We start from the raw sequence: 14,571 nt of genomic DNA, 5'->3' as shown, positions 1-14,571 counted from the left end.
CTGATACCAAAACCTGGACCAGAGCAGCTGGTTCATTTAATCAGTTTAAGTGGCTATGGATTGATAAAAACAAAATAGAACTTAGAACTGTCAAAGTAGATAATGCCAACAGTGTAGGGCAACTAAGTGATACTAATTTATTTGTTCTACCTACCAATATCGATGTATGGAATCCTGCGGGAGGTAGTCTTGTGACTATAGACAATCCACATACCGTAGTGGCTCTTGCTCAAAGAAACAATACAGTACTAGCTGATCAACCCAAAACGATTTCTGAAAAACTAAGTATTCATCCTAATCCAATAGAATCTGGTGTGTTACATATCAAGTATCCAAACTATGCTAATGCTCATAGATCAGAGGCTATCATCAGAGATATGTTCGGAAGAATTGTTGACAGCGTTATTTTTACATCTGAAAAAGCAACCTATGCTATCAACAAACTAAATGCTGGTGTTTACTTTATTGTTATCAAAACAAGAAAAGGAGAGATTAGTCAGAAATTTATTAAGAAATAGGAATACATTTTTTAATGAATATGAAACTGCCTGAATAATCTTCAGGTAGTTTTTTTATGAACCGTTATCAATAGTACAATACCATGTTTACTTTGAATTTACCGCAGTAAAATTTTCTTTCTCACCGATACTTCAGAATGTATCATTTAAAATTTTTCATTTGATGATTTTACATTTTTTTCTCAAAGAAATCATAACTATAACTTCGATTAGTTTTACCCCTTAAAAGTATGCCTACACCCCTTCATGACAAGGGGTGCTCTCCATATGGTCAGGGTTCGAGTTGATCCAGAGGTGGTGCGAGCTGATAGATTGCCACTTCGCGCTGATAGTTTATCGTTTCGAACTGATCATTTGACGATTGTTTTTGATAAAATATCGCTTCGAGCTGATCCTTTATCGAATATATTCGATAAGTCGACCCTTTGAATTGATAATTTATCAAATCGAAGCACCATTTTATCAGCTCGAACTACCTATGTAGGTGGTTCGAAGTACCTCGGGATCAACTCGAAGTGTGATGGTATCAGCTCGAACTATCTATACAGGTGGTTAGAACTGTGATTATATCAACTCGAATCCCCTCGGGATCAAATAGACAGATCATTATATCGACTCGAGCGGCATACAGTGTGTCACCACTTTTACTTTTTGAACTGAATTACATTAGACTACTTGAGGTTTTTTTCTAAAGGACAACTTTTTCCAAAAGGAGATATCAGGGCGGTCAATAACCATAACAAACAAAGGAATAAGAGCATGAGGCAGTCTAATCAACATCTCCCAGGTCCATTGGCTAAAAGAATTCCATAAAAAAGCCATATGAAAATGACCCACCAGTCTTGCCATAGCAGTTAGCCCTCCCCAGATAAATGCATATACCAAAGTAGCATAAGAGATTCTGGGAATAAAAATGGCTATAGCGACTACAAAATCCAGTATTCCTGCTATTTTTAGCATGGCATGAGCACTAGGCTCACTAATAGGTAAGGTGTTTAGGGTCATATCAATAAAGGTCCCTGGTCTTGGGTAGTATCCAATAGCATAAAGGCCATGACAACTAAACGTAAGTGCTATTGCAATAAGCGCAATCAAACGAATCTTTTTCAACTCTACAGAAGTAAATAATAGCATATATAATAGCACCGGGCAGATAAACTGAATTGTATATTCAAAAAACTGTCCTACATGCAAAAACTTCTCTTTACAATATAAAAGAGCCAAGATAAAAAGACCAAAACTTCCTCCGAGCAAAATGAATTTGCCTAGTTTTTTCATATCAGGTTTTAGACGTAAGGTAACAACCGCACAGAGGAGATAAAATACTCCTATCAATTTTATACAAAAAGAAGTGATACTAGCAGCAGAAGGACTGGTTACATATTCGTTCCAGGTGGTATCAAAAAGAGTTTCAATAACCCCTTTTAGGATACCTTCATCCCATAAAAAAGTTCTGTATGGAGCATCCCAAACAATATGCTGGTAGGCTCTACCTATAAAAATAACAAAAGCAGAAAGCTTTAAAACCGTAATCAATTTAGATCGTGAATCTGATGAATGTGTCATGGAGAGTTTGTGTAAATATTAATGTATTAAAAATAAGAAAAAAAACACTTTTAACAGCTGTCAGACAGCTATAAAAACAACGCTAAAGTTTAATTTTTATTTGCTTCCTCTCCATGTAATTAACTAATAATTAGCTCAAAGCAATTATCCCGATATCATATCTTGTTTAAAATTTGTTTTGTAAGTTTAAGCTTCTGTAACACATAATCATATCTTAACCATGAAAAACTTTTTACTTCTTGCATCTATGATACTACTCACACTCTCCTGTAAACAAGAAAACCCAAAAGAGAACACTGAAGAAAATACCAAAAAAATTGCTTCTACAGAAGACCAACTTATTGCCAAAGCAAAAGAAATTCACAATAAGGTAATCACACTAGACACTCATTGTGATATTAATGTAAAAAACTTTACAGATTCAATTAATTATACTCAGGATCTTACTTCTCAAATCACTTTGCCCAAAATGAAAAAAGGAGGATTAGATGTTGCCTGGTTTATTGTATATACGGGTCAGGACTCATTAACTCCTTCAGGCTATGAAAAGGCATATAAAAATGCAATATCAAAGTTTGATGCAATACATAGATTAGCAGAAAAAATTGCTCCTGATCAAATCGAATTAGCATTAACCTCCAGTGATGTTCGTAGAATTCATAAAACAGGAAAAAAAGTGGCTATGATTGGTATCGAAAATGGATATCCTATCGGGAAAGATATTAACAATGTAAAGAAATTTTATGATCTAGGTGCCAGATATATGTCGCTCTCACATAATGGGCATAGTCAATTATGCGACTCTAATACAGGCGAAGCCGATGGGGTTTGGTTACATAATGGATTAAGCGAGTTAGGGAAAGAAGTCATTTCTGAAATGAATAAAACAGGGATAATGATTGATGTATCACATCCTTCTAAAGAATCAATGCGCCAAATGATAGCACTAAGCAAGGCTCCTATTATTGCTTCTCACTCTTCTGCAAGAGCGCTATGTGATCATAGCAGAAACCTAGATGATGAACAACTACAGTGGTTAAAAGAAAATGGCGGCGTGGTACAAACTGTAGCTTTTACTTCATATCTAAACACTGAAAAATTCGAAAAAAGAGATAAAATAGAAGTAGAAATTGCCAAAGAGATTGCCGATTCTATGGGAGTTGACTGGTTAGAGCGAAAAGAAGTAACCAAGCTAAGTCTTGAGAAAAAAGAAAAGTATTACGACTTCTATACAAAAATGCTTACTATTCGAAAAGAAAAAGTAAAACAAATGGATAACCTTCCTCCCGCAGTAGATGTGATCGATTTTGTTAATCATATTGATTATATGGTTGAAAAAATAGGTATCGATCATGTTGGTATTAGTTCTGATTTTGATGGAGGTGGCGGAATCGAAGGTTGGAGTGATGCCTCTGAAACTTTTAATGTTACTCTGGAGTTAGTAAAAAGAGGATATACCGAAGCACAAATTGAAAAACTATGGAGTGGAAATTTATTACGCGTTCTAGACGAGGTACAAAAAGTTGCTAGAGAGCTTCAAAATCTATAAAAAACTAAAAGAGGGTATTTTTACATAAGAATTGACATTACAGTTCTTTTCATTCAAAACAAACAACTCCCTTAAAATAATTTAGCACCATTTTGTTCTATAGATCAAAATGGTGTTTTTTATAAAAAATCAAAGCACTATCTCTTCTAAAATAGATATATAATCCGATCTATTTGCAATAAAATCCAATTCTGAAACATCTACCACCTTGACATTAAATTCTGGTTGAGATTTTATAAACTGTAGATATCCTTTATTGATTTTATCCAAATAATCCCCTGGGATTTTTTGTTCATAGTCACGACCTCTTTTCTTGATATTTTCCAAAAGTCGTTCTGTATTTTGATACAGATATACATACAATCCTGGCTTGGTCAAATTTTTATACATCAAATCAAATACCTTTTTGTAAAGGGTAAATTCTTCTGATTGCAAAGTGACTTTTGCAAAAATCAAGGATTTAAAAACATCATAATCGCTTACTACAAAATCTTTAAACAGATCATACTGCGCGATATCATCTTGCAAACGCTGATATCGATCTGCCAAAAAAGACATTTCTAAGGGAAAAGCATAGCGCTCCATATCCTCATAAAATTTTGGCAAAAAAGGATTATCAGCAAAACGTTCTAGAATAAGTTTTGCATTAAACTCTTTGGCTATTATCTGTGCCAAACTTGTTTTACCAGCTCCAATATTGCCTTCTATAGTTAGATACTGAAATCTGGATAAATCATATTTATCTTTTGGATTAACAATCTTATCTGTGAGCAAGATTACTTTGGAGTCATCTGTAGTTTTTTCTAACAACTGCCCTACTGTTTGTTGTAATTTTGGATGCAACAAATCTCTTGCTATTTCTGCAAGTGGTATCAGAACAAATCTTCGATCTTGCATAGCCGGGTGAGGCACTGTCAATTTTTTTGTAGACATATCTCCTTCTGAAGAAAGAATAATATCCAGATCAATTGTTCTTGCTTCATACCCTGCTCCATCTGTTCTTATTCTTCCTAAAGAGTTCTCTATTTCTAAAAGAATATCCAAAACTTCTACTCCAGAAAGAAAAGTATGAACCGCAATACAAGCATTATAGAAATCATTACTACTAAATCCCCAAGCAGGTGTCTGATACACTCCAGAAACGGAAACTATATCTCCTATGGTTCTATATATTTCATTAACGGCATTTTGTAGAAAAAGCAAACGATTTTCAATATTACTGCCTAATGAAATATGAATAAGGTTAGGTGTTTTCAAGACTGGAATTATAAAAATTTATGATGTGGTGTATTCTACCGGAACAATATTGCGCAAAAGTAACCAAAGAATAACCAATCATAAAAATAAAACACTTCATTTATATTTTTGCCTTCCATTTTGTTCTAAATTTATATTTTAAAAGCGATACAATGCAATTCACAAAATCAATCATAACCTTCTTTATACTATCTTCATTGATGTCTTGTAACTTTTTTTCTAAAGACAAAAATCAAAAAGAAGAAGAAATACCTTTGGAGACTTATTTTGAAGGAGAAATAAAACTATCTGAATCTCGGGGGTATCAGGGTAGTCTATTTAAAATATACACCACATACCATATTTCTGAAAACAGAATAAAACGAGAACAAAAAGCCAAAGGTTTAAATGCTGTTTTTAATATGAAAAACGGGATTATTATTGATTTAACCACTGATAGTATAATCTTGTATTATTCTGATGTATTTCAAAAAAACAAACATACCCTTACGGTAAAAGAATATGACACCTAACTAAAAGCAAAAACACATTATCCTCAAGGTTTTTCTCCAATAGATGGTACGTTTACTCTTCTCGACAATATATATAAGGCTAATAAAACAGTAAAAGACTCATCTTCTATCCAAGGGTTTGATGTGGATTACAATTTATATATTGGCGATGTTTTTCAGCAAGAAATTTTTGATTCTAAAGACATAAAAATAAAACGGAATCTTTTAGAAATGTTATTCTACAGGCTTCCGAAAGAAATTAATTTTCCTTTATCTTCAGAGTTTAAGTCTACCATATCAAGTGTCAAAAACGATAGTATCATAACCAAAAGTGCGCAGCTAAAAGATAAGATATCAAAAGATCTCTTAAAAAACACTGACACTACTAATACTGATAAATTAATCAAAAACAAATGGCTTGACCTAGGGATCAAAATGTTTAAAAAAGGAGTAGACATAGCATTACACGCCACGCTAAAAACAGAAAGTTTTTCTGAACGTATCATCGAGCTACCAGAGTTCGCTATGCCCTCTGGAAAATTTAAAGAAATTGAGGATATTGATACTTTTTTCAGCAAACTACCTTCAGGAGGAGATTTTGATGATTGATAAAAGTAAAGACTATTATGCTATAAATATTTTATATGTGTAATTCTAGTTAAGACGATGTTCCTTCTTATTTTTGTCATTAATACCACAAAAACACTACCTTATTTTGAACGATGCTATTCTGACTTTAAAAGACAAACGTACTGCTTATCGTATATACCTAATTCTTGGAGCTCTTTTTATCTCATCATTAGTAGTTTCTAATCTTATTTTTCAAAAATTCTTTTACTGGGATTTTATGGGGATTTATACTTTTGAAATTTCTGTAGGTATCCTTCCCTACCCAATTACTTTTCTTATTACAGATATTATCAGTGAGATATTCGGAAAGAAAAAAGCAAATCAAATTGTTACTGCAGGTATTTTTGCCTCCTTCTTTTCACTACTTATTGTATATGTATCTTCATCAGTGCCCGCCACATCATGGTCTCCCATAAATGATGACATATTTAATCAGGTTTTTGGAGCAACGGTAATTGCTGTGCTCGCTTCAATGATGGCATATCTCTTTGCTCAGTATATAGATATTCAGGTTTTTCATTTTTGGAAACGTATCACCAAAGGAAAACACCTTTGGTTACGAAATAATTTCTCTACCTTTTCTTCTCAGCTAATAGACACGCTAACTGTTCTGCTACTGTTATGTTCTGCAGGTATAATTGATTGGGATCGCTTCGGGGTATTATTACTTAATGGTTTCTTGTTTAAAATATTGGTCGCCGCTCTAGACACACCAATTTTGTATCTATGCGTATATCTTATAAGAAAGCGTTTTGGATTACAACAAGGAGAAGAGTTAGCTTTAGAAATTTAAAATCTAACAAATAGTTAACTTAAAAAAAGTAAGATTGTATCTTTGTAAATCGTTACTTTATCTCAAAGTTATTTTATCATGAAGTGCACATAGTTAAAAAAGAGCAACTCTAAATAGAATCTTGACTATGCAAAATTCTATCTGAATATTGAAAAAACAATAAATCTAAAACAGATGAAAAAAGCCCTGAAAATTCTAGGAATTATCGTACTACTATTGGTTATAGCTCTTATTTCTATTCCTTTTTTATTTAAAGATACTATTCAGGATAAAGTACGGTATCTGGTTAATGAACATGTAAATGCGAAGGTAGATTTTGCAAATGTAGATATTAGTTTGATCAGAAGTTTTCCGCAAGCCTCTGTAGTAATCGATGAGTTATCGATTATCAATTATGCTCCGTTCGAAGGTGATACTCTGGCATATTCAAAAAGAATTGCTTTAGACATGTCTATTAACGAATTATTCAAAAGCTCTTCAGAACCTATTAGTGTTCAAAAAATAATAATTGACGAAGCCAACATTGCTGTTAAAACAGACTCTATTGGTAACTCTAATGTTGATATCGCCAAAAAACAAGAAGAAACCTCTAAAGATCAACCCGAAGAAGAAAGTAGCTCTTTTACTTTTGCACTGGATCATTATGAAATAAATGATAGTAAAATCTTATTCAAAGACGATACCAGCAAAACTTTGATGGAAATAACTGACCTTAATCATAGCGGTGACGGATCTGTATCAGGAGAGAAAATTATTTTGGATACCAAAACTAGTACAGAAGCGTCTTTAAGTCTGGATAACACCAAGTACTTAAACAAAAACAAACTGCAACTCGATGCCGAAATTGAGTTAGACCTAGAGAATCAACGTTATTCTTTTAAAGAAAACAAAGCACTGATTAACAGATTACCTTTAGAATTTACGGGATTTGTTCAATTATTTGAAAAATATACTGATGTAGACCTTAGCTTCAAAACTCCTTCTTCGGATTTCAAAAATTTTCTAGCGGTCATCCCTGAAGCTTATGTCAAAAATCTAGATGGTATAGAAACCAATGGTAACTTTTTGATTGATGGCACTATAAAAGGAAGGTCAGACGACACCTATATTCCAAAAATGAATATTAAAATCGCCTCTACTAATGCTTCTTTTAAATATCCCGACCTCCCTAAAGGTGTTAAAAACATAAATATCGATACCCAAATCATGAACGAGACGGGGCTAATCGATGATACCTTTGTTAAGATTGGCAATCTAACTTTTAAAATAGATCAAGATTCTTTTGCTGCAAAAGGTAGTTTACGCAATCTGACTAAAAACATGATTGTAGATATGATGCTAAAAGGAACCTTAAATCTTGCCAATCTAAATCAAGCATACCCATTACAACTAGAAGAAAAACTAAATGGAATTGTTAAAGCTGATATCAAAACTCATTTTGATATGCAATCTCTTGAAAAAGAACAATATCAAAACGTAAAAAGCTCAGGAACAGCCAGTATTTCTCAATTCACTTATGCGTCTCCGGATACTCCTAATGAAATAAAAATAGAAAATGCTAATGTAAGTTTTAACCCAGAAACGATTTCATTAGATAAGATGCAAGCCTCTACAGGAAGATCAGACATCGCTGCAACCGGAACGATTAATAATCTTATGGGGTTTTTATTTGCTAAACAGGATTTAAAAGGAAATTTTGATGTAAACTCTACAGTTTTTGCTGTAGATGATTTTATGGTTAGTGAGCAGGAATCTGAAAAAGAAATTGCTAATGGCGAAACCCAAAAAACAACTGAGGATGAAACGATGAGAATTCCTTCGTTTCTTGATGCTACCTTAAACTTTACTACTCAACAAGTTTTTTATGATAATCTGGAACTAAAGAACACTAAAGGAACTGTAAAAATCAAAGATGAAACTGCTTACCTAGAAAATGTTACTTCTAATATTTTTGATGGAGGCATGGCTCTTAACGGTAATGTTTCTACAAAATCCAAAATCCCTACATTTGATATGGCACTGGATTTAAGTAAAATTGACATAGTAAAATCCTTTAACAACCTAGAGTTAATAAAAGGACTAGCTCCTATTGCAAGCGCACTTACTGGTAACTTAAGTACTCAAATAAACCTAAACGGTAGTCTTAATGAGAGTCTTATTCCTATTTTGACCTCGCTGAAAGGAAAAGCACTTGCTGAGATCCTTAATGCTCAGGTTTCTACAACCAAAACTCCATTTTTATCCAGTTTAGACAATCAACTCAATTTTATTGAAATTGATCAATTAAATCTAAAAGATATCAAAACCAACCTAAGTTTTGATGATGGAAAAATTAACGTAAAACCATTTGAATTTGACGTAGAAGGAATTAAAATCACCGCTGGAGGAAATCATAGCTTTGAACAAAATATGAATTACAATATCAAACTAGATGTTCCTGCAAAGTATTTAGGTAGTGAAGTGGGAAGTTTGATGTCGCAGCTTGATGAAAAACAGGCCAACACGATGACTGTAGGCTTACCCATTGGAATCTCAGGGAATTTTAAAAATCCAAAAATTAACCTAAACACAGGTCAGGCTGTAAAACAACTAACACAACAAATAGTCAATCAACAAAAAGAAAAGGTTAAAGGAGAACTTGTTGGCAAAGGTCAAGAGGTACTAACCGATCTATTAGGAGGATCTAAAAAGAAAACAGATTCTACAACAAACTCTTCTAGCAATACTGAAGAAACGCTAAAAAATACTGCAAAAGATATCTTAGGTGGTTTTCTGGGAAGAAAAAAGAAAAAAGACTCTACAAAAACAAAAAATTAAGTAAAAGACATCAAAATTATACTCGAACAAGGTATATAGCCATCTTGTAACAAAAGCCATTTACTGTACAATAAATTTAGTAAAGCTGGGTTAACAATTTAGTAATCTTATGACCGTAATAAAACATGCATATAGTCATAATTTTATCATCAAAACTAAACCCCGTTGTTATGAAATTGAATACCCCCACCCTGATTCTTTTTTGTTTATTTCCTTTATTTTCATTCTCGCAAATAGAAACAACTGACAATCAAATGAAATGGATCAAAGGATGGACATGCTTTAACCCTAACCAAAAAGAATATCCAGAGCCCGAAGAAGTACTTCCTAATATCATTGATCGAGATTCTTACTTAAAAAATGACGTTACCTATCTAATGTCTGGAAATGTTTATGTCACCAATAATGCTACCCTAACAATACAAGAAGGTACTATTATAAGATGCGACACAGAAAAGACCGCTAGCTTATTAATAACAAAAGGTTCCAAATTAATTGCAAGAGGCACAAAAGGACTTCCGATTGTATTCACCTCAAATGAACCAAGAAAATCTAGAAAATCAGGAGATTGGGGAGGTATTGTAATTGCAGGGTCTGGAAAAATCAATTCGCCCTCAACCTCTAAAACCATAGAAGGCAATTTCTTACCTCAATATTCATCCTATGGTGGTACCCAAGAAAATGAACTGACTACAATACTATCATACGTAAGAATTGAATTTGCAGGAAATAAAATTAATCAATCCAAAGAGTTAAATGGATTATCACTATATGCCTTGGGAAGCAATTCTATAATCAATAACATTATGATTAGTTACTCGGCAGACGATTCTTTTGAGTGTTATGGAGGTAAAAGTAACCTACATAACTTAATCTCTTATAAAGCAAAAGATGATGATTATGATTTCACTTTAGGATATCAGGGAGAATTAGATAATATTCTGGCAATAAGACACCCTTACATAAGTGACATAAGTGGTTCTTATGCTATAGAAGCAGATGGCTATGATAAAAAAGAAGGTTTTCTTGATTTAAAATCATTGTCCGATATACATATCAAAAATGCAACAATCATAAACCTTTCTAACAATAGCAATTACCAACATACAACTGCGGCGATTTCTGCCAAAAACAGAACTAGGCTTAATCTTACAGATTCTCGTATATCCGGTTTTGCAAATGTTGTAAAATTTGACAAGACATATCAATCGTATTCTGACCTTAAAAATTACTTTTCATTAGAAAATAGTGTTTTTAATGTACATAGTAAAACAGTATTAACACAATATGAGTCTGAAATAAATACAGATCAATTACTAAAATACAACATGTATACAAACTATTTTAGAAGTGCTAATGATTTGTTTACTGACCCTAATGATGAAAAAAATCCAAAATTCACATTAAAAGAGTCAGAAAATTATACTGTAATGCAGTAAATTTGGATATTTCCACTCAAAATCATCATCATAATGAAATTACTTAGTATCATTTTTTTTTCTCTCTTTATTACGAACCTTAGCTATTCGCAAACAAAAAAGAATGTTTTTTTTGATCAACAAGCTTTAATCAATAAGTTTCATACCATAGACGAATTAGAAAACTTAAAAAAAGGAGAACTTATTAAGTTATATGCAGATCGTGTTAATGAAATAATGACAGTTTTACCGTATCTAGCGCTAACCAATGAAGCTGGTGTGAAATTATCTGATATAGGAATAAAAGAAAGCTCTGATCATTTAAAATCACTTAACAAGTATCATACTACGACATTAGAAAGCGTTGAAAGTACAGGTACTATAATTTCAGACTTTATCCCTTATGCTGATACCGAAAAAATTATATGGGCAATTTTATACTTTGAAGAAATAATTAAAAAAATCAGGATCGGAGCCAACGGAAATTTCTAAAACATTTCGTCTACCTAACACTACTACACACAAAATCAGCTCACTACAAAGTAAGCTGATTTTTTATTCTATTTGATGTAAGAAAAATACCTAATAACTACATAAAAAAGGTCACTTATACGCATTACATCGTTTTTTTTAGTTATAAATCAGTAAAAACGAACAATTTTATTCATAAATCTACACCAAAATATAGGGGGAAACGCCCCATTTTCGGCAAAAACCAAAAATAAACACCAAATTTTGCCTAACAATTTACTTTTACGGACAAACATTAGTTAATTTTTTGATTACCAAGCAAGTAAAAAATTGAATATGTAGGAATTTTACTTATAAAATTTTATTAATTTAAGTTAAAATGTCGACAAACCTACAAAGTTTACGGTAAACACGTAACCAACTTTACCTAAACTCTTTTATCTTAGTAATCCCAAAAATTGGAGAGAAAGAAATTTCTTCCAAAAGTTTAACCCCGAAAATAAACTACTTATGAAAAGATGTTCTCTATTAACAGCTTTTATTTTATTATTTACCTCTATAGCTTTTGCTCAAGATTTTAATGAAAATAATGACAGATGGATTAAAGGGTGGACAGATTTTGTGCCAAACAAAACAGATTACCCTAAAGCTGAAGAGAAGTTACCTAACATTATTTCTGAACACACCTATTTAAGAAATGATGTTACCTATTCTATATCTGGTGATGTGTATGTAACCAATGGAGCATCATTAACAATCCAGGAAGGAACAGTAGTACGATGTGATTATGAAAACCCAGCTAATCTTATAATTACTAGAGGGTCTAAATTAATTGCTGCTGGATCCAAGGCGTATCCTATTGTTTTTACATCAAGTAAAGCTCCCAAATCAAGAAACAGCGGTGATTGGGGTGGTATAATTATTGCCGGATCGGGAAAAGTAAATACCGTTTCAGGAAATGGTATCATCGAAGGAAACTATAACCCTCAATATTCTGTATACGGAGGGAATCAAATAGATGAAGAAACAACAATATTAAGATACGTAAGAATCGAATTTTCTGGTAATTCTACAAAAAGAGCGGTTGGTTCTAATGGATTATCTTTATACGGAATAGGAACCTCTTCTATAGTAGAAGATATCATGGTAAGTTATTCTGGTCAGAATTCGTATGCCATTAAAGGAGGAAAAAACAACATGAGAAATCTAGTTTCTCTTAAAGCACAGGGAGATGATTATCAAATTTCTGAAGGTTTTAAAGGCATTTTAAACAATGTTCTGGCCATTAGACACCCTTTTATCAATAGCTCAAAAGGATCATATGCTATAGATGTAAATGGTTTTAATAAAGAACTTGGATATATTAAACCTAGTGCAGTTACAGATGTTACCATTACCAATGCGACGCTGGTAAACTTATCTGACAAAACCAATTACCAACACACCACAGCTGCAATTTCTGCATCAAACTCAGCTATGACTTATATCCACAATTCTAAAATTTCGGGATTCTCTGATGTAGTAAAATTTGACAATTCGTATACATCACTTGCCGTAATGCAAAAAGCGTTTATGATGGACAATAGTTTTTTTAACATTCATGGCAAAGGCATCAGCTCTAGTCTCAAAGGAATTGATGGGACTTTGGATATTTTGAAATATAATAGATTTACTGAAAACTTTGTAGGAGTAAATGATTTATTTAATGATCCAAAAAGTGCAATTGCTCCAAAATTCCACTTAAAACAATCCTTAAATAATTATATGGTTATGCAATAACTAAAATTAAGTATAAACCTCTCAAACTTTAATATCGATTAATAGTCAGTCTTATGTCAAAAATATCATCCTATTTAATTTTTTTTCTAACAACAAGTATAATTTTCGCTCAACAAACAAATGAAGCTATCTTTTTTACACAACGAGATCAAATAAATAAATTTCACACCATTAATGATTTACAAGCTCTCAAAAAAGGAGAACTAGTAAAACTATACCAGGATAGGGTTGAAGAAATCATAACAACACTTCCTTTTTTATCCCTTACACATGAAGCCAATGTTCGATTAAGCGATATTGGCATCAAAGAAGATTCTAGACATCTTAAAATCTTAAGACACAATACAGAATCCACTCGTAAAAGTTTGGAAACTACAAAAACTACTATTGAAGAGTTAGTACCCTACGCTGATACCGAAAAAATTATCTGGACTATTCTTTATTATGAAGAAATCATAAAAAAAATGAGGATAGGTGTTAATAGTAATTTCTAAAAATTAATTTGATAACGTGTTTTAATTATCATATTTACTTAGGGTTAGAAGCGGCAAATGCCGCTTCTATGCTTTTATAATCTTAAATTTGTAAGATTATTTAGCTTACAACTACTAAATCTTTATGACTTCATTAGCCCTATATCTTATATTAGGAATTCTCGTGGCTATAATTGGTGCTATGCCTCTAGGCGCTGTTAACTTAGCCGTTATAAACACAACGATTAAAGAAAATATTAAAAAAGCCTCTTATATAGTTATTGCAGCTGGCATTGGGGAAGTGTTTCTAGCTTTTTTTGCACTCCACTGCAGTCTAGAATTATCTAATTTCTTCCAAGAAAATCAATGGATCCAAATCATATTTATACTACTCTTCTTTAGTATTGGCATATATTTTTTACTCTTTAAAAGTAAATTAAGTGGTAAACCCAAGTCCAAAAGGATCAAATTAACAAGCTCCAAATTTCTCACTGGTTTCTCTTTGGCACTTTTGAACCCTCCAGTAATTATCTATTGGATCCTCGCAATTTCCTTAATTAACAAATATATCTTTGAGCTTACCACCAAAAACTCGGTTACCTCACTTATTTTTTTCTTTCTAGGAATCTATTTAGGAAAAGTCGTCACTTTATACCTTTATAGTCAATGGGGTAACAAAATAGCCCAAAAACAAGGTAATTCGCAAGCCAGACTTTCTAAAATTATCGGAATTGCTTTGGTGATACTTTCAATCTTTCAGGGCATTAAAATCCTCACAGAATAACATACGATTACCTACCAAAATACCA

At 32.4% G+C, this 14,571-nt stretch carries 13 protein-coding genes; 11 read left to right on the top strand and 2 right to left on the bottom strand.

The window, feature by feature from the left end; genetic code table 11:
* On the top strand, positions 1-518 hold a 518-nt coding region (locus C1X07_RS10710), incomplete at its 5' end, for a T9SS type A sorting domain-containing protein (protein WP_164914140.1).
* Positions 519-1,184: 666 nt separating this feature from the next.
* Here C1X07_RS10710 and C1X07_RS10700 read toward each other — a convergent pair.
* Positions 1,185-2,084 (bottom strand): hypothetical protein, encoded by a 900-nt coding sequence (locus C1X07_RS10700; RefSeq protein ID WP_103069997.1) that lies wholly within the window; start codon positions 2,082-2,084, stop codon positions 1,185-1,187.
* Positions 2,085-2,304: 220 nt separating this feature from the next.
* On the opposite strand from C1X07_RS10700, the gene C1X07_RS10695 reads away from it, so the two are divergent.
* Positions 2,305-3,633 carry a dipeptidase gene (locus tag C1X07_RS10695; protein WP_103069996.1) on the top strand — a complete coding sequence of 443 codons (1,329 nt, stop codon included), beginning with the start codon at positions 2,305-2,307 and terminating at the stop codon, positions 3,631-3,633.
* Positions 3,634-3,762: 129 nt separating this feature from the next.
* Here C1X07_RS10695 and folK read toward each other — a convergent pair whose 3' ends face one another.
* Entirely contained in the window at positions 3,763-4,890 is a 1,128-nt protein-coding gene (gene folK, locus C1X07_RS10690) for a 2-amino-4-hydroxy-6-hydroxymethyldihydropteridine diphosphokinase (protein ID WP_103069995.1), read from the bottom strand.
* 152 nt (positions 4,891-5,042) lie between these two features.
* On the opposite strand from folK, the gene C1X07_RS10685 reads away from it, so the two are divergent.
* The 9 genes from C1X07_RS10685 (at position 5,043) to C1X07_RS10645 (ending at position 14,546) form a co-directional block, all read left to right on the top strand.
* On the top strand, positions 5,043-5,402 hold the full coding sequence (locus tag C1X07_RS10685) for a hypothetical protein (protein WP_128755243.1): 360 nt from the start codon (positions 5,043-5,045) through the stop codon (positions 5,400-5,402).
* Between the two features lie 123 nt (positions 5,403-5,525).
* Positions 5,526-5,990 (top strand): hypothetical protein, encoded by a 465-nt coding sequence (locus tag C1X07_RS10680; RefSeq protein WP_103069993.1) that lies wholly within the window; start codon positions 5,526-5,528, stop codon positions 5,988-5,990.
* Positions 5,991-6,096: 106 nt separating this feature from the next.
* Positions 6,097-6,804 carry a queuosine precursor transporter gene (locus C1X07_RS10675; RefSeq protein ID WP_241507232.1) on the top strand — a complete coding sequence of 236 codons (708 nt, stop codon included), beginning with the start codon at positions 6,097-6,099 and terminating at the stop codon, positions 6,802-6,804.
* 174 nt (positions 6,805-6,978) lie between these two features.
* Positions 6,979-9,621 carry an AsmA-like C-terminal region-containing protein gene (locus tag C1X07_RS10670; protein WP_103069992.1) on the top strand — a complete coding sequence of 881 codons (2,643 nt, stop codon included), beginning with the start codon at positions 6,979-6,981 and terminating at the stop codon, positions 9,619-9,621.
* A gap of 170 nt (positions 9,622-9,791) precedes the next feature.
* Positions 9,792-11,060, top strand: a complete 1,269-nt coding sequence (locus C1X07_RS10665) for a hypothetical protein (protein WP_103069991.1) — start codon at positions 9,792-9,794, stop codon at positions 11,058-11,060.
* A gap of 33 nt (positions 11,061-11,093) precedes the next feature.
* On the top strand, positions 11,094-11,531 hold the full coding sequence (locus C1X07_RS10660) for a hypothetical protein (protein ID WP_103069990.1): 438 nt from the start codon (positions 11,094-11,096) through the stop codon (positions 11,529-11,531).
* A 489-nt stretch (positions 11,532-12,020) separates the two neighbouring features.
* Positions 12,021-13,289, top strand: coding sequence for a hypothetical protein (locus tag C1X07_RS10655; RefSeq protein WP_103069989.1), 1,269 nt, complete (start codon positions 12,021-12,023; stop codon positions 13,287-13,289).
* A gap of 53 nt (positions 13,290-13,342) precedes the next feature.
* Positions 13,343-13,783: a hypothetical protein gene (locus C1X07_RS10650; RefSeq protein ID WP_103069988.1), complete on the top strand. Its 441-nt coding sequence runs from the start codon at positions 13,343-13,345 to the stop codon at positions 13,781-13,783.
* Positions 13,784-13,907: 124 nt separating this feature from the next.
* Positions 13,908-14,546 carry a LysE family transporter gene (locus C1X07_RS10645; RefSeq protein WP_103069987.1) on the top strand — a complete coding sequence of 213 codons (639 nt, stop codon included), beginning with the start codon at positions 13,908-13,910 and terminating at the stop codon, positions 14,544-14,546.
* Positions 14,547-14,571 lie beyond the last annotated feature (25 nt).

Source organism: Aquimarina sediminis, from assembly GCF_002895435.1.
Classification (GTDB): Bacteria; Bacteroidota; Bacteroidia; order Flavobacteriales; family Flavobacteriaceae; genus Aquimarina; species Aquimarina sediminis.
Note: the sequence above shows the minus strand (reverse complement) of the source record. Positions and strands in the feature narration are given on the sequence as shown.

What these genes read in the sequence shown, in the direction of transcription:
- C1X07_RS10670 (WP_103069992.1), top strand. Translation starts at nt 6,979, where the DNA reads ATGAAAAAAGCCCTGAAAATTCTAGGAATTATCGTACTACTATTGGTT.
- C1X07_RS10645 (WP_103069987.1), top strand. Translation starts at nt 13,908, where the DNA reads ATGACTTCATTAGCCCTATATCTTATATTAGGAATTCTCGTGGCTATA.
- C1X07_RS10655 (WP_103069989.1), top strand. Translation starts at nt 12,021, where the DNA reads ATGAAAAGATGTTCTCTATTAACAGCTTTTATTTTATTATTTACCTCT.
- C1X07_RS10665 (WP_103069991.1), top strand. Translation starts at nt 9,792, where the DNA reads ATGAAATTGAATACCCCCACCCTGATTCTTTTTTGTTTATTTCCTTTA.
- C1X07_RS10650 (WP_103069988.1), top strand. Translation starts at nt 13,343, where the DNA reads ATGTCAAAAATATCATCCTATTTAATTTTTTTTCTAACAACAAGTATA.
- C1X07_RS10700 (WP_103069997.1), bottom strand. Translation starts at nt 2,084, where the DNA reads ATGACACATTCATCAGATTCACGATCTAAATTGATTACGGTTTTAAAG.
- C1X07_RS10695 (WP_103069996.1), top strand. Translation starts at nt 2,305, where the DNA reads ATGAAAAACTTTTTACTTCTTGCATCTATGATACTACTCACACTCTCC.
- C1X07_RS10685 (WP_128755243.1), top strand. Translation starts at nt 5,043, where the DNA reads ATGCAATTCACAAAATCAATCATAACCTTCTTTATACTATCTTCATTG.
- C1X07_RS10660 (WP_103069990.1), top strand. Translation starts at nt 11,094, where the DNA reads ATGAAATTACTTAGTATCATTTTTTTTTCTCTCTTTATTACGAACCTT.